Below are 22,983 nucleotides of genomic sequence, written 5' to 3'. Positions count from 1 at the left end.
AGACTACTGGGCGTTATTACTGACGGCCTGATCGAAGTAGCTTTTTACGCTGATCTGACTGTCGTTGACCAGACGCTGATAGCAGATACCGGCAAAAGCATATGTATGACCGGCATATTCGAGCACCACATAGGGAGTATCAGGATTGCTCTGATCATAATGCCAGTGGCCGCCCACCAGCTTGCGGAAGATCTCGCCCACATAGGCACCGTACAGATTACATAAGGTAAATACGGCGTTATTCTCCAGACTCTTGTCTTTATATCGTTCCAGCCATTTAAGGATCACCTCATCCACCTGGGCAACGCTGTCAACGCTGTTGTCCAGCTCAATGCCAAACTCTTCCCTGGTTGCAACAATGGCATTGTGGGCGCTGTCTGCCATCAGGTTCTCAAGTTCTTCCCGGGTCATTTGCATGGTTGTTCCTCAGTACTCTTAATTGTATGTTTAATCTGACGGTGAGCGAGAATACAGTCGCTCAGCAACTGGCTGCCCGGTCCCAGACCATCAGGCCTGGGATGCACCATCCACATCACCATTTTTCTGAAACTGCTGCCTTTGATATCCAGTTTAACCAGTTTTTCCTGATTAATCTTATCGCAGACCTTATGCTCAGGCAGCCAGCAAAAGCCAAGCCCCTGCAGCATCAGTTCAATGGCGGTATCAAACTGACTGACGGTCCATCTAAGCTCTGACTTAAGCCAGCCCTGTTTTTCATTCGGTGTTTGCGAGGTATCTTTGATCACCAGTTGTAAGTGGTGCATCAGCTCATTGGGATCGACCGGGGAGGGCATTTTCGCCAGTGGGTGTTCAGGGTGACAGACCGCAATAAATTGCATTTCGGCGATAGGCTCTCCCAGATAGCCTTTAGGTACCATACCGGTAAGCACAATATCCGCCCAGCCCTGGGTGATGGCTTCTTCGGTGCCGGTAATCACCGTATCCAGTATACGTAACCGGCTGCCACGGCTGTCAGGATAGAAATCCTTTAGCACCGGATAGAGCAGGGGTTTAGGGTAGGCCAGATCCACTGCCAGAGTAATCTGTGGCTCCCAGTCCTGATTGATACTCTCGGCGAGCACTTCCAGTTCCTGCACATTCTGGGTAAGGTGTCGCGAGCGGCGCAGCATCACCTCACCGGCCTCGGTCAGATAGGCTTTGCGGCCACGCACTTCGAGCAGTTGTACGTCCAGCTGGTTTTGCAGTTTGGCAACCGCATGGTTCAGGGACGACTGACTCTTATTCAGTTTGGCGGCGGCATGAGCGTAACCACCGCAGTCCACCACTGCCTGCAATATACGCCACTGTTCGAGGGTTGTTTTTGGCCGGTACATGAATGTTTCTATTTTATCGATAGTTTGACCATGCTAGAGCCAGGGCGGCATAAATGCAATGGTTTAAGGTCCGGATAAGGTTGATAGCAGCAGCGTGACTTTTCAGCTTTAAGCAAATATTAAATCGCGCTGAGGCACAAAGACGCAGAGATGATGTTCTTTGCGACTTGGCGTCTCTGGGAGAACAACTAAGGTTATTAAATCTCTGTGCTCTCTGTCTCTCCAATACCTATGGATACTGCCGGGTCAGGGAAGTGTATCGAAATCAATCTCTGGTGGCTGGCCGAGCGCAGTCCGTTCATGAGCTGTATCTAACTCAGCCGGTGGATAGATAAAGCCGCCGTTTTCCAGCAGAAAACCTCGCTCATTGGCCTCACCGTTGTAATCCAGCCTGTCACCATCTCTGGCGGTTGCATCGGCAGTGAGAGTGGCGCGGGTCAGTTCGTGCCAATTACCTTGCGTATCTCTTGCCCATTGATTGCTGTACCAGGCTGAACGATGGCGATCACCGTATTGAGTCAGAAAGTTCTCCAGAAAGCTGTGTAATCTGCTCGCCCAGGTCTGGGTGTCAGGGCGGCGAAAGCTGGCGATCAGTTGCCATTGCTGTTCATCGTCGGGTTTGAACCAGGCGCTGTAATCGGTGTGCGTTTCGCCGTCAGGCTGCACCTGTAACAGAAATTCATAGGTTTTGTCCGACTGCCAGTTGTATTTCAGATAGCTCTGACCGCCGGAACCCTCGTTGCCAAACTCGCCGGTGTAAACACCATCTCCCTTACGCAACAGTTCGATGCGCAGCTCCGGCGGAATATCCTCCGGGTTATCGGTTTGGTAGGGACTCCAGACTGAAAACAGTACCCGACGCTCAATATCGGAGTTAACCTGAATGCCAAAATAGCCCTCGGCAAAACCATTGGCCATATAGTAGGAACCAGGCACATCTTCACCCACAGGCACCTGTAGTTGCGAATAAAACCACTGGATATCGCGATTTGCGGACATCTCATAGCTAAAATGTACCGATGGTCCGCGCCGGCCCCAATAGCTGTTGTCGGTCAGATAGGTTAGCCCGGGATCTGCTGAGTCGGGCCAGATCAGTAACTGGTCAAGATCAATGGCTTCACCATCGCTTGTCCGGCTCAGCCTGATGGCATGATAGCCAGGTTCCTCAAGGCTGAACTTGCCTGCCGGAATGTCGTCATTGGCATGGTTATCGATGCTAAGCTGATGTTGCTGTTCTCCTATCTGTACCCTTAATTGCGCGGATTCTGCAGCAATTTTGCCGCGCAGACCCAGGGTGATATCCATAGCCTGATCGGTGGCAAAGTAGATTACAGGCTGATGCTCAGCCCGTTTCCAGTCACGGATACCGCTTTCGGACATAAGCTGCTCTGTAATCTGCGGATTATTTTCAACCCAGCTATTGGTGCCAATGGGAAGGGTATAGGGCTGACCATCGGGTAGCTCTGATACCGGTTCCGGCTTTTGTGCCAGAGGCTGATCGGTGTCGGGATTACCGCTGCCATTGCAGGCGCTCAGGTTTATGCCGACAAGTAGCAGTAATAATGCGATAAGTGGCGTTTTGCGTTTCAAACTATTCAGTTTCATGATCTCTTCCATGGATTTACGCGCTCATAGAAATCTTTCGGACAGAAGAGTGAAGAAAGGCCTTGGGGCCTTTCTTCACTTTTGGGGGCGTTTCGATTATGGGTTGATACGAATACCGAACTCTGAGGCGGATGCCCAGGCGCCATCGCCTTGCTCACGGGTTGCGACAAACTTGATGTAACGACCGGTTTTCGCATCAAAAGCGGCGGTTTTGGTATCATCATTTGCGGCCCAGGTACCGACTCTCACTGCCTCTCCAAAGTCCGTATCGTCATCGCTGACATAGACCTCATATTCCACAATGGTGCCATTGCCGGCGCCCGCACGCGGTGTATATTCAAATCCGACGACTTCCTCTGAGGAACCCAGATCAATCAACACCTCGTGAGGATAAGATGGAATGCCACTCCAGGGCGTATGCCAGTGCCCGTCATCGCCGGTGAGTCCGTCAAAGGCATAGGACAACTCATGTCCTTCTTGTGAACCTGATGTCGTCGAGTAAGACAGCGTACTGTTGTCGACCTCAACAGACATATTCACACCAATGTTGAACTCAGAGGCCGCAGCCCACTCACCTCCGCCTTGCTCGGTCAGAGCAACAAACTTCACAAACTGGCCCGGCTTATCGGTGAACGTGACTGTTTTAACATCAGCCGTTCCTTCCCAGGTGCCCTTGGCCACGGGTGAGCCAAATTCGTCCTGAGAGTCACTCACATAAAGCTCGTACTCGACAATAGTGCCATTGCCACCACCGGTTCGTGGCGTGTAATCGAAACGATTCACGTCATAGGTTTGCCCCAGGTCGATGACAACCTCATGAGGGTAAGCAGGTATACCACTCCACGGCGTATGCCAGTGCCCGGCGTCCCCTGTCAGGCCATCGAATGCAAACGACAACTCATGACCTGGCTGTGCACCCGAGGTTGTGGAGTAGCTCAGAGAGGCGTTGTCCAGTAAAGTGGTTACTACATCAACATTTTGATGCTCATCATCGTCGCCTTGCCCTGGCGCATCTGGCGAACAAACACCACCGGTTTCTGTTTCATTGCCTGAATCACCACCCGTATCTTCACCGGCTGCGGTGCCATCATCAAAGCCAAATTTAATCTCTGCCGCAGATGCCCAGACGTTGCCGCCGCGCTCCTCAGTCGCAACAAATTTAACAAATCGGCCACTGATAGGTTCAAAACGCTCTAACTTCTCTTCCTGATTGTCATCCCAGGTGCCTACAATTTGCGGCTCTGACGGATAAACATCGGGATCATCGGAAATGTATATTTCATAACCGACGATGGTACCGTTAACACCGCCATCCTGACGAGGTACGTAACGCATACGATTAATATCATACGTCTCACGCAAATCAATCGTAACGGTGTGAGGATAGGTCGGCGCACCATCTCCCCACGACGTGTGCCAGATAGTGTCATTGTCACCATCAAAAGCGTTGCCTAAACCATTGCCATCGGCGGCCGCAGAGTCAGAGCTATACACATAGCTAGAGCCACTGATCCATCCAGGCTCTCCATCCTGAAACGTCGACAGAGTAAGACACTGCACATCAGTTCGCGCGGTCACCAGTACGTAAAAAGGTGTAGGTTCTCGCAAGCTTACAGGCAACCGACAGGTTTCGTTAGCCACACTGGAAAAGCCCACGCAATCGTAGTGACTGTCAGTGGGTTTCTCATCTTCCATCACATAGATATCAGCATCACCTTCGTCACCCGCAAGTTTCACCGTCATGCTTCTGGAGGCATCCAGTCCCATTACCTGGAATAACTGTGATTCACCTTTTGCGATAGATTCAATGGTGACTTCCTCATTACGCTCCAGCATCTGCGCTTCAGTATCGATGACAAGACTGGTTTCTTTCATCACAAGTTCGTCCGAACCCGGTACTGTTGTAAATATGCTGGTCTTACCGAAAATATTTTCGATATGTAATTCAATTTCAGCATCTGCATCAATGGAATCAAAGCTGACACTGCGCGTGTTTGGGTCCGTGCCTTCAGCCAGAACTTGGTCTCCTGACATCACCTTGTATGAGATCTGTGGTACTTCGGTATCGGCCAGGATCCATTCTAAGCCTGTGGACGTCGCATACGATAAGCTGACAGATGTAGGCGGGTATGCAGGTGATACCTGAACAAAGGGGCGCGCCAGTTCACCGGTAGGTTCTTGCGGGTCATCGCCATTGTCCACCCCTGATGTACCACCGGTCGTCATGCGGTAGTAATCATAATTCGACTCGAAGCTATAGTTTTCATTGTACTGAGCCGTGGCTTCTTCCTGAACAACTTCGTAGTCGGCACTGGTGAAGGCTTCCCAGGTGCCGTCCATATGACGTTTACGACCATTATTGAAAATCGCAGTACGTGCATGATTACCTGTTCCCAGCCAGTCCTCAACGAAAGAGCCCGTTTCTGTGCTAAAGACGATGTAAGGCATCGGGTAATTCATGGTCACCAAATGGGTCCACACGCCGGTTTCCTTGTCCTGAGACCAGAAGGCAAAATGTGAATGGCCATCCTCTCTGGTATGCCAGACCCGGGCCGCCAGGGTGTACCAGGTATTGGGCTCCCAGCCTAAGTCAAAATTCCACGACTTCAGGCCTGTTCCTTCACCACCGAATACTTCAACCTGAGTTCCTTCACCCTGGTACTCAGCAGTGATTTCCTCCCCATTTGAGGGATCCCATAGAGAAAAGATGAAGTTGCGACCATCGGGATGATCCTGAATGCCAGCATATCCACCTCCATCCATTCCCGCGTTCCAGTTCAGTACAGAATAATAGGTATAGGGCGTCAATCCACGCTCCGGAACAAACACATCCTGCATTATGATGTCGCCATTAAAACTGTCACCAAATCTCAGCCAGGTGGACGGCGCGCGATCCGTCTCCCCCGGAGCAATAACCACCGGAGGGGGAGTGACTGTATTGTCGTCTTCATTCGGCGGCGTTTCGCCATCTCCACCACAAGCGGTCAGCGCGCCCGCCAGAATAAGTGAAATAAATATAGATAGTTTAGTTTTTGGGTTCATAAGTGTACTCACTCTTAACTGTTGTCCTGTTAACAGCATCAGGCCACCGGACAGCTGGCTGCCAATGCTTTTCGGTCAATTTTGTTGGCATTTAGAATCTATAGCTGGCACCGACGTTAATTAAGCGTCCGGCCCGATACAGATAGTTAATTTGCTCTTCATTCTCGATGTAAGCGTAACCACGTTCATTGGTGAGGTTGGTAGCTGAAACAGTAAGATTGACCTGCTCTGTGACGTCATAACTGGCACTGAAATCCAGCTGACCATAATCAGCCTGCCATCTGACACCCCCCCAGGCGTCTTCATTGGTAAGGTATTTATCTCTCCAGTTGTATGCCAGACGAGCCTGAATTTTGCCTTTTTCGTAATAAACCACTGCGTTGTATGAGCGTTTTGACATCCCTCTGAACGGCAGGTCACGAACGCGGAAGTCATACTCTTCATGGGTCTCGTCAACCTGTTCATAACCAGAGTCGACATAGGTGTAGTTCAGCTGAACACCGAGGCCATCAAAAGGCGATGGTAAGATATCGGTGAAAGATTGCTGGTAGGCAATTTCGATTCCCTTTATCTCGCCACCGGCGTCACTATTGACATAAGACTGAATTTCAAACTCTTCACCATCGATGGTGGTTGTGCCATTGCGTCCCTGGGTAGAAAAGGTTTCAATATCCTTCACATACAGCGCTGTGGTTAATGCACCATAATCAGAGAAATACCATTCCAGGGTCAGATCTCCCTGATTCGCCCGCAAGGGCTCGAGCCCCGGGTTTGACGCATGGTATTCGCGCTCACTAATGTTGAGATAGCTCCAGGCTTTTAAGCTAGCGATGCTTGGACGCGTGATGACCTTAGACGCAGTAGCACGGAACAGTAATTCATCGGTCAGGTTTAATTTGAAGTTAATACTTGGCAAGACGTCTTTGTAAGAATCTTCAAATTCCACCAGTTCCTGATAATTTTCAACCTCATCCAGGAACTGGATAATTTCCGGCTCTTCAGGATCGGCTGCAACAAATCTGACTAAGTCAGGGTTCAGTGAAAAGCCGCGGCTGCCAACCTCCGTTTCAATCATCCGAACACCGAGATTAAGCACAAAAGGCAGGTCGAATATTTCATTTTCTATGTTTACCGCCGCATAAACGGCCGTTGTCTGCTCAGAGACATCATAGGAATCATTGGGGCGAGGAGTCGCCTTAACTAACTGATTTGCAGCCTCCGGGCTAATAGACTCATAGAACGAGAACAATTCATCGTAATCGAACCGTGGCCACGGCGAGGGGTGCTGGCCGGGTTCACCGTCCATAAAGTTGGAAAAGTCACTGTCAATAATAACGGAACTGGGCAAACGAAATAATTCGAATCCGTTAATGTCTTCCACCGATGAGTAATCCACAGAGAAATCTGCGTATTCGTCGGAAGACAGTTGGGCACCAGCGTTGCTAAAGGCGCTGGGGTTTCTCGATGCATTAGCGGCCGTCGTTTTGGTTTGCTTACCGATATTGATGCCAAAATCTATCGACGTAATCCAGTCAGCCCCCAGCGGCTGCCATCGGCCATCGACACGGAACTCATTCACCTCGTCCTTAATACCGGTGCCGTCGTTGTAACTATAGTGAGCACCAAAGGGCGTATCAGTGCCCAGCACCGGTGACAAGGACACATCGGGAAGCAAGTTATCCGTCGAAGCATCAATGGATATCTCATCGACAAAGCCTCGGGCTACGATATAACGATTGTGCCCATTATTTTCATTTTCAGCGCTTGAGTGGGCAACATCGAAACTCAGTGATAGCTCGTCAGTCATAAACCATTTTGCGTTTACGCCAACCTGGTAGGTCTCGGTAATCCGCGGACGAGACACGTTCAACAGTTCGGCCATAGCACCACTGCCAAACAGCACCATGCTATCGACAATGCCTTCTTCAGCAAAGCCAACTTCCTTCACGCCTGGAATTCCCGGCGTCCAACTCTCATCATAAGTCACAAATGAGATCTGAGACTCAGTACCATTGGTCTCATAAGATGAGAAAATGCTGTCGAAGTTTATTTCTAAGTCACTATCGGGCAACCACTGTAATGCCAGACTGCCGCCGATGCGCTCACGTGTATCCTGTTTGTTTCCATAACGCACATAGCCGGGGATAATCGACCCCCATTCATTATCAACATAGGGATCGAACTCGCCATTGCCATCCACATCCTGGCGAATTGTCAGATCGGCATCTTCGGTATTGGCATTATAAAACCCTTGTCCTTCATAACTATCAATACGCAGAGTTCTTTCCGAATACACCATAGTAAACAGCGCACCGAAGGTATTGTCTAAAAAGGTATCGCTGACAAGGAAAGAGGCCTGAGGCGTGACTTTTTCAGTGCGATCTTCGTAAATACCTTCGGCTGAGGCAGAAAAGGTGAATCCATCAAAATCCAGAGGGCGGCGGGTCTTAATATTGATAACAGAACCAATCCCTCCTTCCTGAGTATTGGCCACCGGTGACTTGTATACTTCAACACCGCCGAGTAATTCCGAAGCAATCAGGTCAAAGTTGAAGTCGCGGCTGCTATGTTCTGAGGCCATCCTGCGGCCATTGATGGTCGTGACATTATAATCTCCGCCCAATCCCCTCACGGTCACATTCTGACCCTCACCGGCATTACGTGTGATTGTAATACCGGTAATGCGTTGCAGTGCTTCAGCGACATTCTGATCCGGAAATTTGCCAATATCTTCTGCAACGATCGCATCGACGACCTGTACGGAGTTTTGTTTGATGTGCAGGGATTCCTTGATACTGCTTCTCATGCCTCGCACTTCAATGGTTTCTACACTGTCCTGAGGCTGTTCCTCAGCCGATGGATTATTGTTTTGTTGTTGAGCAACAGCCTGGCTACTGATACTGCCGGTCAATGCAATCGCTAAGGCTATGGCAATTTTACTCGGCGAGGTGGTTATTTTTGGTTTCATGATCCCGGGGTCCTCTGTGTTGTGTCGTTATTGTTCTGTTTTTGTCTGCAAAAGAAAAACAAACGAAACTATCAAATGCTTTTCAGTATCTAGATATAGTACGAAATAGCAGCTATGATCAAGATGAAATTAAAAAAAACTTTTAATTAATTTCGAAATTGTGCATTATTCTCTTAACAAGCCGGTTACAAAACGCTGGCATCAGCGACTAACAGGCTGCTGTAAGAGATATTGTGAAAGATGCCTGGGATTTCGTTCTGCTTTCGAAAGCTTTTGAAAGGGCGGGGAGCGTGCTATTTTAACCCTGTTTTATTACTTAAAGGGTCACAAGAATGGACGTATTTAACAGCATTGAAAGACAACAGGAAATATTACGCCGCACTCAGGCTGAGGGGAAAGTAACGGTAAAAGGTCTGGCGAAGGCCTTTGGCGTCTCCGAGGTAACGATTCGCAATGATCTCAGTGTGCTGGATCGTAAAAAATTGCTGGTCCGCTCCCGTGGCGGCGCAATGATCAACAGCCAGTTGGGGCGTGAATTGTCGCTTAAGGAAAAACGCCATCAGCATTCAGCGTTAAAACAACAGTTAGGCCGGGCGGCGGCAGCACTGGTTCAGGAGGGGGAGCGGATCATTCTGGATTCAGGCACTACCACGCAGGAAGTGGCCGTGTGTTTAAGTGATCGTAAAGATCTGATTGTGATGACCAACGGGCTGAATATCGCATCAGAACTGGCCCAGTCGGAGCACGTTGAAGTGATGTCTACCGGCGGCTCGCTGCGTAAAAAGTCCATGTCTTTTTACGGCACTATCGCTGAGCGAAGTTTGCAGAATTACAACTTCAGCAAGCTGATCCTGGGCGTTGATGGCTTTGATCTGAAAACCGGTATCGGTACGCATTTTGAAAAAGAAGCCATCTTAAATCGGCTGATGTGCCAGATGGCAGAGGAAATTGTGGTGGTTACCGATTCCTCCAAATTTGCACGGCGCGCATTTCATGTGATTTGTGCGATTGAAAATATTCATACTCTGGTGACCGATGACGGTATCCCCCAGAGCTATGTCGATGAACTGACGAAGCTGGGAATCGAGCTTCATATTATTGAGCGGGAAAAACCTTAGGAGTGTTAAAACATGTCGGAGTTTAATCGTCGATCTTTTCTGAAAGCTACCGCCGCTGCCGCCGCAATGGGTGTGGCCGCGGGTTGCAGCAGCACAGCTAATCAGCAAAATCCTAAAGCGGTTGGCAAAACCGTAATGGGGCTGGTTGCACCAGAAATGGATACCGTGCGGGCGGCAATCATCGGTGTTGGCCAGCGTGGTGTCGGCTTTGTAAGCCACCTGTGTAACATCGAGGGTGTAGAGTTAAAAGCGATTTGCGATACCGACAAAAAAGTACTCCGGCGTGCGGCAAAAATTGTCAATGAAGCAGGCAGGCCCGAGGCCGATCTGTACGGTGAATCAGATTATCATTATCGCAAAATGCTGGAACGAGATGATATTGATATCGTCATTATCGCGACGCCCTGGCGCTGGCATCACCCAATGGCAAAAGACACCATGCTCAGCGGAAAACATGCTTTCGTCGAAGTGCCCATGGCCACCACTATCGAAGATTTGTGGGATCTGGTGGATACCGCCGAAGTTACCCGTAAAAACTGTATGATGATGGAAAATGTCTGTTACGGTCGTGATGAGTTAATGGTACTGAATATGACCCGCCAGGGACTGTTCGGTGAACTGCTGCATGGCGAGGCCGCCTATATTCATGAACTACGCTGGCAGATGAAAGAGCTGGAACGTAAAACCGGCTCCTGGCGCACCTATCATCACACCCGCACTAACGGCAATCTGTATCCGACCCATGGTCTTGGGCCTGTTGCCCAGTATATGAACATCAACCGGGGCGATAAATTTGAATATATGAGTTCCATGAGCTCACCGGCGCTGGGTCGTGCTGCCTATGCCAAACGAGAATTTCCCGCCGATCATGAGCGCAATCAACTCAATTATATCAGCGGCGATATTAATACCAGCATTATCAAAACCCATTTGGGCCGCACTATTATGGTTCAGCATGACACAACGACACCCAGGCCTTATACGCGGCTGAATATGATTCAGGGTACTAACGGCGTGTTTGCCGGGTTCCCTAATCGAATCGCCCTGGAGCAGGGGGGAAGCGGTAACTTCCATGAGTGGGATTACGATATGCAAAAATGGTACGACAAATATGATCATCCGTTGTGGAAGCGCATGGGGAGGGAAGCCGAACGCAACGGTGGCCATGGCGGCATGGATTTTCTGATGGTTTGGCGGATGATTTACTGCCTGCGTAACGGTGTGCCGCTGGATCAGGATGTGTATGACGGCGCCGCCTGGTCTGCAGTGTTTCCATTGTCTGCCGATTCTGTTGCCGATCGCGGCAATTCCAAAGACTTCCCCGACTTTACCCGGGGCCAGTGGCAATATGGAAAGCCCCTTGGGATTGCCAGCTAAACATTTCGCTATTGCTGCTGGCCGTTTCAGTATCGCTCAGCAGCAATATTTTGCTGTTTAGACAAAGGACGGTATGGCTTGTTAACAGAGCAGGCCATCCTTTGCTTCTTTCATAATGTTATAAATCTCAGCATTGACCCCACTTAACGAAAATAAACGAAAGTTTATTTGCTTTTGTAATATTTCTTAAGTATTTTTTTCGCTATCGGTGTCTTTCGATTAAAGGAACATGATGACAAGTCTGAAACAAATCATACAAGCCAATAAAGAGGCTCAGAAGAAAGGGGTTTACTCGGTATGCTGCGCCCATCCTATGGTATTAAAGGCGGCTATAACCAACAGCATCAGATACAACAGTTTGCTGTTGGTGGAAGCGACTGCGAATCAGGTGAACCAGTTTGGTGGTTATACCGGTATGCAGCCTGCTGATTTTATCGACTTCGTCAGAACCCTGGCTGCAGAGCGGGGATTACCGTCAGAGCGCCTGGTCTTTGGTGGCGACCATCTTGGCCCCGTATGCTGGACGGACAAACCGGCTGAAGAAGCGATGGCACTTGCTAAAACCCTGATTGAAGAATACGTCAAAGCGGGTTTCACCAAGATCCACCTGGATACCAGCATGCCCTGTGCTGATGATCCTGAGGTACTCTCAGATGAAGTGATTGCTAAAAGGGCTGCTTCTCTTTGTAAGGTGGCGGAGAGCTATTCTGTAAGCCATGGACGGGTGCTGAACTATGTTATCGGTACCGAAGTGCCGGCTCCGGGCGGCGTGTCGGAGTTAGAGCAGGAGCTTAAGCCCACACCGGTAGAGAATGTACGCTATACCCTTGATTGTCACCGGCAGGCATTTTCCGCTGAGGGGCTGGGTGAGAGCACCTGGGACAAGGTACTGGCGATTGTGGTTCAGCCCGGTGTGGAGTTCGATAATGCCAAAGTACATGATTTTATCCCCGGAGATGCACAGGCCTTATCGGTGTTTATCAAACAGGAAGCAGGTCTGGTGTACGAAGCCCATTCTACTGATTATCAGCATGAGTCGGCACTGTCGGCGCTGGTTCAGGGCCACTTTGCCATACTCAAAGTCGGCCCACAGCTCACCTTTGCTCTGCGTGAAGCCTTATTTGGGCTATCGCATATAGAAGAGGCGTTGATTGCTCCACAGCACTATTCCGGTTTACGTCGTGAGTGTGAGCAACTGATGCAGCAGCAACCCAATGCCTGGCAAAAGTTTTATCCGCCAGGGGCGCAAAACAGTTGGATGCAGTTTTTCAGCTTCAGTGACCGTATTCGTTATTACTGGAATCAGCCCGCTCTGTTGCAGGCTGTGGAAAAGATGCTGAATAATCTTCGCGGCAGGCAGATACCGCTACCCCTTCTGAGTCAGTATTTACCCGAACAGTATCAGGCAGTGCGTGAAGGAGCGTTAAGCACCGAACCTGAAGCACTGATTGAAGATAAAATTATCCGGGCATTAGATAGCTATGCCCGTGCCTGTAACAGTGGCACAGTAATAGCTGCATAAGCCGTTTATCAGAGGAAGTCAGATTTAATGTCGCAACAAGAGTTTTTAGGCATTGACAGCGCCACCCTGGAGAAACAGGGGGCTTACTGGACCGCCAGAGAAATCGCCCAGCAACCGACAATCTGGTCACAATTGCTGGACCAGTATCAGTCGCAGCAATCCTGTTTGCAGCAGTGGTTGCAGCCGATTATGGGAACACCTGCACTGCGTATTATTATGACCGGTGCCGGTACGTCGGCTTATATCGGTGAAGCCCTCAGGCCTCATTTAACCGATGTTCTTGGACTTGCTCCGGGGCAGGTGATAGAAGCTATCAGTACCACGGATATTCTCAGTAACCCCGGGCAATATCTTCGTGCTGATGTACCGACTCTGATGATCTCCTATGGTCGTTCTGGTAATAGTCCTGAAAGCCGTGCTGCCGTTGCCCTGGCTGATCAGGTGATCGGCCAGTGCTGGCATCTGGTGATTAGCTGCAATCCCGAGGGCGCGCTGGCCCGGGCCTGCCAGAGTAACCCCTGTTACCAGTTGTTTCTGATGCCTGAGCAGGCTCATGATAAGAGCTTTGCCATGACAAGTAGTTTTACCAGCATGATGCTCGCAACATTGCTGATTTTCGCTGCAGATAGCGATCAGTTTTCCGCAATGATTGAGCAGAGTAAGAGCCTGCTGGCTGATTCCCTGTCAGAGATCAAGGCGCTGGCGCAACAGGACTGTAAGCGGCTGGTTTTCCTTGGCTCAGGCCCGCTGTTGGGGATTGCCAGAGAAGCGGCACTGAAGTGTCTGGAACTGACCGCCGGCAGGCTGGTAAGCTGTTATGAAAGTCCACTTGGTTTTCGCCACGGGCCCAAGTCCATGGTGGATGAACAGACCCAGATCCTGTTGCTGAAGTCCGGTCATTCTTATACCGGCGCCTATGACCAGGATCTGTTGGACGAATTGCGCTCTGATGACAAAGCCATGTATATCAGCAGTCCCTTTAGCCAAAAACAGCTTGAGCAAGGTGGTTTGGCGGATATCTGGCTGGCTTTTCCCTACATTCTCTATTGTCAGTGCCTGGCCTTCTACAAGGCACTTTATTTAGGTATCAGTGCCGATAATCCCTGTCCGTCAGGGGAGGTGAACAGGGTGGTGCAGGGGGTGACGCTGTATCCATACGAAGGCGGGAGATAGGCCATGCATTACGGTCTGGATATCGGCGGCACGAAAATGGAAATGGCCATATTTGACCATGATTTTACACTGCTAAACCGTTGGCGCGTAGCCACACCAACACAGGATTATGCCGCCTTTATTGAGCAAATCTGCGCCCAGATTTCCAGGGCCGACGATTTCAGCGCCAGTCAGGGCAGTATCGGTATTGGCATGCCGGGAATCCAGTCAGCCGATGGAAAGGTGCTGTCCAGTAATGTAGCTTGTCTGAATGGTCATAAGATTTGTGGCGATCTGGCCAAGGCATTGCAGCGGCCGGTCGCTATGGCTAATGACTGTCGTTGTTTCACTTTGTCTGAGGCAAGACTGGGTGCGGGCAGGGGATATCATCGGGTATTCGGTGCCATTCTGGGCACCGGTGCAGGTGGCGGGCTGTGTATTGACGGCAGGCTTTATGATTGTGCTAACGATCTGGCCGGCGAGTTTGGTCATCAGGGCATATCCGCCCGGGTTATGCAAAAGTATGACTTGCCCTTATATGACTGTGGTTGTGGCCTTAAAGGCTGTGCCGAGACCTATATATCCGGCACCGGTCTGGCAAGGATCTATCAGCATTTCAGTCATCAGCAGGCTGATACCTATCAATGGCTCGATGCCTACCAACATGGTGACCATCAGGCTATCGAAGCATTTAACTGTTATATGGATGCCCTCGGCGCGGTAATGGCTAATCAGGTACTAGCCTACGATCCGGATATGATCGTGCTCGGCGGTGGCATTTCAGATATTGATGTAATCAGTGGCGGCCTGAGTCCGTGGATTGGCAAACATCTGTTTCCGGCAGCGGTAGTGCCCAGGATTGAAAAGGCAGAGCTCGGTGCGGCCAGCGGTGTACGCGGGGCTGCTCTGATCGGCGCTCAGGAGCAAGGGATATAAGCATGCAACAGCAGGAATATCAGTTATACGCCCAGCAGGCCCTGCTTGGCGAAACCATAGCAACCCATGTTTATTTGCATATCAGGCAAGAGCGAATTGTTGCCATAGGTGACAAAGCTAATCCCGCTTTGTCTGTTGTTGAAGCCGGTCCTGGTGTTCTGGTGCCTGGCTTTATCGATGTGCAGGTCAATGGTGGTGGTGGTGTGTTGTTTAACCAGCAACCTGATACAGAGGGCATCGCCAGGATCTTTCAGGCACACCATCAATTTGGTACCACTGCGATGTTGCCAACCCTGATCACCGACAGCGCGGATGTGATGCAGCGCGCCGCCGATGCGGTGGCCCGGGCTCTGGCCGACGAACAAGCAGGCATTCTGGGGATCCATTTTGAGGGGCCGCATATGTCAGTGGCAAAGCGGGGAGTGCATTCTCCGGATTTGCTGCGCCCACTCAGTGATCGTGAAATGGCAACTCTGGCCAGAAAGGACCTAGGCGTCAGGGTTGTCACTGTGGCCCCGGAAGTGGTCAGTACCGAGCAGATTAAAGAGCTGGTCAGCGCTGGCTTAAAAGTGTGCCTGGGCCATTCCAATGCAAGTGCCTTGCAGGTATCTCAGGCGCTGGAGGCCGGCGCGTCTGGATTTACTCATCTATACAATGGTATGTCGGCCCTCACATCCCGCGAACCTGGTATGGTCGGCTGTGCTCTGGCCGATGAGAAAAGTTATGCGGGGCTTATCCTTGATAGCCATCATCTGCATCCGATATCGGCTAAAGCGGCGATACGAGCCAAAGGTACCGAGCGAATTATGCTGGTAACGGACGCCATGCCGCCGGTGGGTACGGACCAATCGCGCTTTGCGTTTTTTGGCTCAGAAGTACAACGAGAGGGCGATAAACTCATCGCACCGGGCGGCTCATTGGCAGGCTCTGTACTGGATATGGCTGGCGCCGTGCGCTATGCGGTGCAAAAACTGGGCTATTCACTGGCCGAAGCGGTAAAAATGGCAAGTTTTACCCCAGCAGCTTTTCTTGGTGTTGAAAACCGGCTTGGCACCCTGGCGCCGGGAATGCAGGCCGATATGCTGCTTCTGAATCACAGTTCAGAAGTTATTCAGGCCTGGATAAAGGGCCAGTCAAGCGGGCATGCGCCGCAACAATGGAGTCGATAGTATGAATCAAACTGCCCGGGCCCTGCGTCAGCAGCAGGCCAGTTCCACCTGGCTGCCGATGGTGATTATTTCAGTATTGTTTTTTCTGTTTGGTTTTGTGACCTGGCTGAATGGCTCACTGATCCCTTTTTTGAAAATAGTCTGCGAACTTAACGAGTTTCAGGCTCTGCTGGTGACCTTTGTGTTTTATATTGCCTATGTGGTGATGGCGCTGCCGATGTCGTGGGTGCTGGATAAAATAGGCTATAAGAACGGCATGGTAGCGGGCCTGGGTATTATGGTTGTGGGCGCGCTGCTGTTTATTCCTGCGGCGCTAAGTAGCCATTATGCGCTGTTTTTGCTGGCCTTATTTGTACTTGGCACCGGCTTAACTATTTTACAGACCGCCTCTAACCCTTATCTGGTGCTGTTGGGGCCAAAAGAAAGCGCTGCCATGCGTATCTGTATTATGGGACTGTTAAATAAAGGCGCCGGCTTTATTGTGCCCATTCTCTTTACTGCGGTGATCCTGACCGGCATGGACAGTTATACCGAGAGTGCGCTGGCCGGACTGAGTGAACAGGCCCGGGAACTTAAGCTGAACGAGCTGTCACTCCGGCTGATCACGCCTTATCTGTGGATGGCGGGTATGCTGGTGTTACTGACCCTGCTGGTTCATTTCTCACCTTTACCCGAGCCGGGTAAGGAGTTAACCGGCACCGGAGAACCCGTCAGTCGCCGTGAAGTGCTGCAATACCCGCAACTGGTTTTAGGCGTGGTGGCATTGTTTTTCTATGTGGGTGTGGAAGTGATTGCAGGCGATACCATCGGCCTCTATGGCCAGCAGCTTGGTGTTGCTCATTTCGGGGCGCTGACCTCCTATACCATGGCCTTTATGATGTTGGGGTATTTGCTCGGTGTGGTGGCGATTCCGCGTTTTATCAGCCAACAGCGGGGATTGCAGTTATCCGCCATAGTGGGGATATTGTTCAGCCTTGGGGTGGTGTTTGCTGACAGCGACTCAGCCAGTCTTTCAACCTGGGCACTGGTGTGGCTTGGCGTGCCACAGGTGCCGGATACGGTGTTTTATCTGGCTTTACTGGGGCTTGCCAATGCGCTGGTATGGCCGACCATCTGGCCGCTGGCGCTGGATGGATTAGGCAAGCTGACCAGTACAGGCTCGGCGCTGTTAATTATGGGTATTGCCGGTGGCGCAATATTGCCACTGGCCTATGGTTATCTGGCTCATGAATTTATGGGTAGCCAGTTTGCCTATCTGATGCTGCTGCCCTGTTATGCCTATATTCTGTTTTATGCTTTTAAGGGCCATAAGATCAGGAACTGGTGACCCTTTGTCACTTTTTTATACTGGCAATATTGCCTATAGTGATGGCTGGATGATTCACAGGGCAAAGCCATGCATTACCAACATACACAACCTGCAAAAACCCTTTTATGGATCCTCTTGCCGGTTACCGGGTGCCTGGCGATCTATGCTTTGACCGTCAGTCACCTGGCGACGGCTATCGTGCTTGTACCCTTGCTGATACTGGCCTGGCTGTTTTCTTCTTTGACCATTGAGGTAGATGACAAGCAGTTGCGCTGGTTCTTTGGCCCCGGCTTCTGGAAAAAGTCCCTGCCACTGGAGCAACTTCACAGTGCCGGGCCGGTTACTAATAAATGGTGGTACGGCTTAGGCATACGCCTGACCCCATCAGGCTGGCTGTATAACGTATCCGGACTGACAGCCGTTGAGCTGCATCTTAAAGACGGGCGAAAAATTCGCCTGGGAACAGATCAGCCTCACACTCTGGTGGATGTGTTGCAACAGCATGAGTCCAGAGCCTTCAATAAGGGTAAAGCATGAAAATCTACGACACCAAAACCGCCCCGACTCCACGCCGGGTACGTATATTTCTGGCTGAAAAGCAGATCCCCATGGACTATGTGCAGGTGGATCTGGCGGCAGGCGAGAACCTTAGTGATGAAATGCGCGCTAAAAACCCCATGGCGAAAGTACCGATTCTGGAGCTGGATGACGGTACCTGCATCAGTGAATCGGTGGCAATCTGCCGCTACTTTGAGTTGCTTCACCCTGAGCCACCCTTAATGGGGACCTCGGCGCTGGAGCAGGCCCAGACTGAGATGTGGCAACGCCAGACGGAGTTTGGCCTGTTTATGCAGGTGGGATTCTGTTTTCAGCATACCAGTGGCTATTTTAAAGACCGCATGAAACCGGTGCCGGAATTTGGCGAAGAGGCCGGTAAAAATGCCATGGCCTTTATGAAAATACTGGATAGACGTCTGGCAGATAGTGAGTTTATCGCCGGTGAGAGTTTTTCCATTGCCGATATTACCGCTCTTTGTGCCATTGATTTTGCCCGGGTGGTGAAAATCCGTATTGACGAAGAGCAGACCCATCTTAAACGCTGGCATAAGGCGGTCAGCGCCAGATCCAGCGTTTCCGGGACGTTGTGAGAAAAACAGAACACCAACCTCATGAAAAGCGCGAAAAGAAATATTTCACCGCGGAGTCGCAGAGGGCGCAGAGGATAGAAAGGGCTTCAAAATCTCCGCGTCTTTGCGCCTCAGCGAGATCAAAAGAATAAAGGCATAAGAACTCGCAGAGCCAGCAAAATCTTAATCTGCGTAGCCCGTATGAAGCGCAGCGGAATGCGGGTGACAGAGGCACAGAGAGCACAGAGGATAGATAGGGGCTTCAATATCTCCGCGTTCTCTGCGGTAAATTTACCATCTCCAAAGTCTCTGATGGCTAATCGTATTTTCAAATCACAACAATCTCACCAATCAATTATAAAGATTCACTCAGATTGTCTACACTTCTCCCCGTCTTAAAGGCAAACCTATTCAAACCAAGGAGAAACGACACATGACACAATCTTTAATCAATACCAAGATCCAGCCCTTCAATGCTACTGCGTATCACAATGGCGAATTTGTAGAGCTGTCTGAAAAAGACGTTCTGGGCAAATGGGCTGTGGTGATGTTTTACCCTGCTGACTTTACTTTCGTTTGTCCGACTGAGCTGGGCGACCTGGCCGATTACTATGACAGACTCAAGGAAATGGGCGTAGAGGTTTATTCTGTATCTACCGATACTCACTTTACCCATAAAGCCTGGCACGATACGTCTGATACCATCAGCAAGATCAAGTTTCCTATGATCGGCGACCCCACAGGCCGTATTTCACGCAATTTCGGTGTGATGATCGAAGAAGAAGGGCTGGCCCTGCGTGGTACTTTTGTGATTAACCCGGAAGGGGAAATCAAAGTGGCTGAAGTTCATGATCTGGGTATTGGCCGCAGTGCTGCCGAGTTGTTCCGTAAAGTGCAGGCGGCACAGTATGTAGCCAGCCACGACGGCGAAGTCTGCCCGGCTAAATGGCAGCCGGGTGAAGAAACCCTGTCTCCATCACTGGACCTGGTCGGCAAGATCTAAACCCGCAAGACTCTGATTGGATCTGCGACCAGACTTTGGTCAGACGCTTGTCAGCAGATCCTCAATAAACACACGTAAAATCAAGGCCGGTGCGCCCGGCCCTGGTTTTGTGTTGCCTGTAGAAAATACATTTCGTCTGAGGTCACCATGTTAGACAACAAAGTAAAAAGCGATTTAAAAACTTATCTGGCCAATCTGAAACGGCCCGTTGAACTGACGGTTGCCGCAGACCAGAGTAAAAAGTCTCAGGAACTACTGAGCCTGGCGACTGATATCAGTGAGCTCTCTGAACTGGTCAGTATTAAGCAAAGCAATGATAGTGAGCTGCGTATTCCCAGTATGAAGGTAAGCAGCCCCGACACGGGCAGTAATATTATTTTCTCCGGCTTGCCCATGGGTCACGAATTTACCTCACTGGTACTGGCGCTGTTGCACACTGGCGGTCATCCGATTAAGCAGGAAGCCGAAATCCTTGAGCAGATCAAAACTCTGCCCGGTGAATACCGTTTTGAAACCTATGTGTCACTCAGTTGCCAGACCTGCCCGGGCGTGGTGCAGGCGCTGAATGTGATGGCGGCAGTGAATCCCAATATCACCAACGTGATGATTGATGGCTCGTTATTTCAGGATGAAGTCAGCGAGCGTGATGTGATGGCGGTGCCCTCGGTATTCTTAAATGGCAAGCCATTCTCTCAGGGTGCTATCACCCTGGAAAAGATCCTGAATAAAGTGGATGACGGCGCGGCTGAAAAACAGGCTGAGGCGTTAAATCAAAAAGATGATTTCGATATGCTGATCATCGGTGCCGGTCCGGCAGGGGCGTCATCGGCCATATACTCGGCCCGAAAAGGCATCCGCACCGGCCTGGTAACCGACCGTTTCGGCGGCCAGGTAGCTGACACTGTAGGGATTGAAAACTTTATCTCGGTTAAAGCCACAGAAGGCCCGAAACTGGTGGCCAGTCTCGAAGAGCATGTGCGTGACTACGATGTGGATATTATGAACAATCAGCGGGTAACCAGCCTGCGCGAAGGCAATATGCTCGAGATTACCCTGGAAAACGGTGCGGTACTGAGATCAAAAAGTATCGTGCTGGCCACCGGTGCCCGCTGGCGCGAAATGAATGTGCCCGGTGAACGTGAGTATCGTGGAGCCGGTGTGGCCTATTGCCCGCACTGTGACGGGCCTTTGTACAAAGGTAAGAAGGTTGCGGTAATAGGTGGCGGGAACTCTGGTATCGAAGCGGCTATTGATCTGGCTAATATTGTCGAACAGGTTACTGTGCTGGAATTTGACAGCAAGCTGCGAGCAGATGACGTACTGCAGCGCAAGGCCCGCTCAATGCCTAATATCGAAATTATTACCGATGCCCAGACCACTGAAGTTAATGGCGATGGCAAAAAGGTTACTGGTCTCACTTACACCGATCGTAAAAGTGGTGAATCCAAACAGGTGGAACTGGCCGGGATCTTTGTGCAGATCGGTCTGGTGCCCAATACCGAATGGCTTAAAGACAGCGGTGTGGCGATGACCTCCCGTGGCGAGATCATTACCAAACCTAACGGTGAAACTAATATCAAAGGGGTATTTGCTGCAGGGGATGCCACTGAAGTGCCCTTCAAGCAGATTATTATTGCCATGGGCAGCGGTGCCACTGCCGCGCTGGGCGCCTTTGACTACCTGATGCGCTCCTCAGCGCCAGAGCAGGAAAGCGAGGCCGCCTGATCCAGCAACTGCAAACAGCGTAACGCCTTGACCAACGAGGCACTTTTGGCCCGGGAATTCCCGGGCTTTTTTATTGTAGGTCGGGATTTATCCGGACAGATGAGACAAAAGTGCTGATTTGCTCCCGGATTCCGCTTCGCTGCATCCAGGCTACCGCTGAGGTTGCTGATTAAGCTGTTGCAAGGAGCATATCATCACGGGATCACGGGATCACGGGGCTTAAACTTGCACTCAGCACTCAGCACTCAGCACTCAGCACTCAGCACTCAGCACTCCCACTACCTCACCCATTATAAATCTCACCGCCACTTTGCAGATAATCCTGCAATACTTGTTTACCTTCTTCACGCAGTACCTGGCGCTTTACTTCGAGGCCGGCTTGTTGCAGGTAATCATAGGATTGCTCGAAAACCGGGCCTTCATCAAAGCCGATGGCGCGGGCATCTTCACCTGTGGCGGCGCACACCAGGCGCTTAACGCCGCTCCACAGAGTAGCACCCATACACATGGCGCAGGGTTCACAGGAGGTAAATAGCTCTCGTCTGGCACCGTCTGCGCCAAGGGTGAAATTGGCAATGCGCTTCTGGCTGAGCATAATGGCGGTGACTTCACCGTGCAGGGTGGAATTATTCTGCGCCACTACCTGATTGACGCCCACACCCAAGAGCTTACCGCTGTCCATATCAAAAATGGCTGAACCGAAGGGCCCGCCGGTGTTGCGTTTGACGTTTTCGTCGGCCAGTTTAATCGCCAGCGCCATTTTCTCTTCATCACCGGCATAGGATTTCTGCCAGTCGGTGATTTCGTGGATCCATTCAGGCAGGCTGATCTCTACCTGTAATTGCGGCGTTTGTTGTGATGCACACATACTTAGTCCTCAGAAATCTGTATACGGCGATAGTACCTTAAGCAAACCCCTAATAGAAAAATTGTCGTTTAAGTGCTGCTTTTTCAAACGCATTTTGACCCTGTTAGCAGCATTTAACGTTATAATGCGCGTTTTACACAAGAAGCGAAAAATACCATGTCTTTACAACAGGCCCTGAGTGAACGGGCAGGGGATAGCTGCGAGTTATGCAACTCGCCGGATGGGCTGGTACCGGTTGCGGTGCCTCCTGCTGAACAGCCAGGGCCGGATAATCATGTGTTGTTGTGCTCCAGCTGCCGTGAACAGTTTGAGGGTGAAACAGAGGTCGAACCTAATCACTGGCGTTGTCTGAATGACAGCATGTGGTCACAGGTGCCAGCGGTACAGGTGGTTGCCTGGCGTATGCTTAAGCGTTTATCAGCTGAGATCTGGGCACAGGATCTGCTCGATATGCTGTATCTGGAGCCTGATACTCTGGCCTGGGCTCAGGCCGGTGATGACTCCGACCGGCAGCCAACAATGGATAGTAATGGCACGGTCTTAAGCACGGGTGACAATGTTACTCTGATCAAGGACCTGGATGTAAAAGGTGCCGGCTTTACCGCCAAACGCGGTACCGCAGTGCGCGGCATCAGCCTTACCGATAACCCCAGGCACGTTGAGGGCAAGGTCAATGGCGTGCGCATTGTGCTGATCGCAGACTATCTGAAGAAATCCTGATGTGGATG

18 protein-coding genes are annotated in these 22,983 nt (G+C 50.8%); 12 read left to right on the top strand and 6 right to left on the bottom strand.

The window, feature by feature from the left end:
* Positions 1–3 precede the first annotated feature (3 nt).
* The 5 genes from AT746_RS10695 to AT746_RS10675 form a co-directional block, all read right to left on the bottom strand.
* The gene (locus AT746_RS10695) at positions 4–417 is read right to left on the bottom strand and encodes a hypothetical protein (RefSeq protein WP_062480149.1); all 414 of its coding nucleotides are present in this window, start codon (positions 415–417) and stop codon (positions 4–6) included.
* Positions 408–1,334, bottom strand: a complete 927-nt coding sequence (locus tag AT746_RS10690; RefSeq protein WP_062480147.1) for a LysR family transcriptional regulator — start codon at positions 1,332–1,334, stop codon at positions 408–410. The genes AT746_RS10695 and AT746_RS10690 overlap by 10 nt, the downstream gene beginning before the upstream one ends.
* 246 nt (positions 1,335–1,580) lie before the next feature.
* Positions 1,581–2,939 carry a DUF3472 domain-containing protein gene (locus AT746_RS10685; protein ID WP_062480145.1) on the bottom strand — a complete coding sequence of 453 codons (1,359 nt, stop codon included), beginning with the start codon at positions 2,937–2,939 and terminating at the stop codon, positions 1,581–1,583.
* A 96-nt stretch (positions 2,940–3,035) separates the two neighbouring features.
* Entirely contained in the window at positions 3,036–5,981 is a 2,946-nt protein-coding gene (locus tag AT746_RS10680; RefSeq protein WP_062480143.1) for a discoidin domain-containing protein, read from the bottom strand.
* Between the two features lie 91 nt (positions 5,982–6,072).
* Entirely contained in the window at positions 6,073–8,949 is a 2,877-nt protein-coding gene (locus AT746_RS10675; protein WP_062480141.1) for a TonB-dependent receptor, read from the bottom strand.
* 332 nt (positions 8,950–9,281) lie between these two features.
* On the opposite strand from AT746_RS10675, the gene agaR reads away from it, so the two are divergent.
* The 11 genes from agaR to ahpF all read left to right on the top strand — a co-directional run bounded on the left by agaR (position 9,282) and on the right by ahpF (position 21,387).
* The gene (gene agaR / locus AT746_RS10670; protein ID WP_062480139.1) at positions 9,282–10,067 is read left to right on the top strand and encodes a transcriptional repressor AgaR; all 786 of its coding nucleotides are present in this window, start codon (positions 9,282–9,284) and stop codon (positions 10,065–10,067) included.
* Positions 10,068–10,079: 12 nt separating this feature from the next.
* Positions 10,080–11,444 (top strand): Gfo/Idh/MocA family protein, encoded by a 1,365-nt coding sequence (locus AT746_RS10665; protein WP_062480136.1) that lies wholly within the window; start codon positions 10,080–10,082, stop codon positions 11,442–11,444.
* A gap of 232 nt (positions 11,445–11,676) precedes the next feature.
* Positions 11,677–12,966, top strand: a complete 1,290-nt coding sequence (locus tag AT746_RS10660; RefSeq protein ID WP_062480134.1) for a D-tagatose-bisphosphate aldolase, class II, non-catalytic subunit — start codon at positions 11,677–11,679, stop codon at positions 12,964–12,966.
* A 27-nt stretch (positions 12,967–12,993) separates the two neighbouring features.
* The gene (locus tag AT746_RS10655) at positions 12,994–14,139 is read left to right on the top strand and encodes an SIS domain-containing protein (protein ID WP_062480132.1); all 1,146 of its coding nucleotides are present in this window, start codon (positions 12,994–12,996) and stop codon (positions 14,137–14,139) included.
* A gap of 3 nt (positions 14,140–14,142) precedes the next feature.
* Positions 14,143–15,054 carry an ROK family protein gene (locus AT746_RS10650; protein WP_062480130.1) on the top strand — a complete coding sequence of 304 codons (912 nt, stop codon included), beginning with the start codon at positions 14,143–14,145 and terminating at the stop codon, positions 15,052–15,054.
* A 2-nt stretch (positions 15,055–15,056) separates the two neighbouring features.
* The gene (nagA, locus tag AT746_RS10645) at positions 15,057–16,223 is read left to right on the top strand and encodes an N-acetylglucosamine-6-phosphate deacetylase (protein ID WP_062480128.1); all 1,167 of its coding nucleotides are present in this window, start codon (positions 15,057–15,059) and stop codon (positions 16,221–16,223) included.
* A 1-nt stretch (position 16,224) separates the two neighbouring features.
* Positions 16,225–17,550, top strand: coding sequence for a sugar MFS transporter (locus AT746_RS10640; RefSeq protein WP_062480126.1), 1,326 nt, complete (start codon positions 16,225–16,227; stop codon positions 17,548–17,550).
* A gap of 69 nt (positions 17,551–17,619) precedes the next feature.
* A complete protein-coding gene (locus AT746_RS10635) occupies positions 17,620–18,069 on the top strand; it encodes a hypothetical protein (protein ID WP_062480124.1) in 450 nt (149 codons plus the stop codon).
* Positions 18,066–18,680, top strand: coding sequence for a glutathione S-transferase family protein (locus AT746_RS10630; RefSeq protein WP_062480122.1), 615 nt, complete (start codon positions 18,066–18,068; stop codon positions 18,678–18,680). Before AT746_RS10635 ends, AT746_RS10630 begins: the two co-directional genes overlap by 4 nt.
* Before the next feature lie 412 nt (positions 18,681–19,092).
* Positions 19,093–19,662 (top strand): alkyl hydroperoxide reductase subunit C, encoded by a 570-nt coding sequence (gene ahpC, locus AT746_RS10625; RefSeq protein WP_062480119.1) that lies wholly within the window; start codon positions 19,093–19,095, stop codon positions 19,660–19,662.
* Positions 19,663–19,809: 147 nt separating this feature from the next.
* A complete protein-coding gene (gene ahpF, locus AT746_RS10620) occupies positions 19,810–21,387 on the top strand; it encodes an alkyl hydroperoxide reductase subunit F (RefSeq protein ID WP_062480117.1) in 1,578 nt (525 codons plus the stop codon).
* A 283-nt stretch (positions 21,388–21,670) separates the two neighbouring features.
* On the opposite strand, the gene AT746_RS10615 is transcribed toward ahpF, so the two are convergent.
* The gene (locus AT746_RS10615) at positions 21,671–22,255 is read right to left on the bottom strand and encodes a nucleoside deaminase (RefSeq protein WP_062480115.1); all 585 of its coding nucleotides are present in this window, start codon (positions 22,253–22,255) and stop codon (positions 21,671–21,673) included.
* 156 nt (positions 22,256–22,411) lie between these two features.
* Between AT746_RS10615 and AT746_RS10610 the strand changes: the two genes are divergently transcribed.
* Complete coding sequence (locus AT746_RS10610; RefSeq protein ID WP_062480113.1) at positions 22,412–22,975, top strand: PhnA domain-containing protein; 564 nt, start codon at positions 22,412–22,414, stop codon at positions 22,973–22,975.
* Positions 22,976–22,983: the final 8 nt, after the last annotated feature.

The organism is Lacimicrobium alkaliphilum (assembly GCF_001466725.1).
GTDB classification, from domain to species: Bacteria; Pseudomonadota; Gammaproteobacteria; order Enterobacterales; family Alteromonadaceae; genus Lacimicrobium; species Lacimicrobium alkaliphilum_B.
This window is presented reverse-complemented; position numbering and strand designations above follow the sequence as displayed.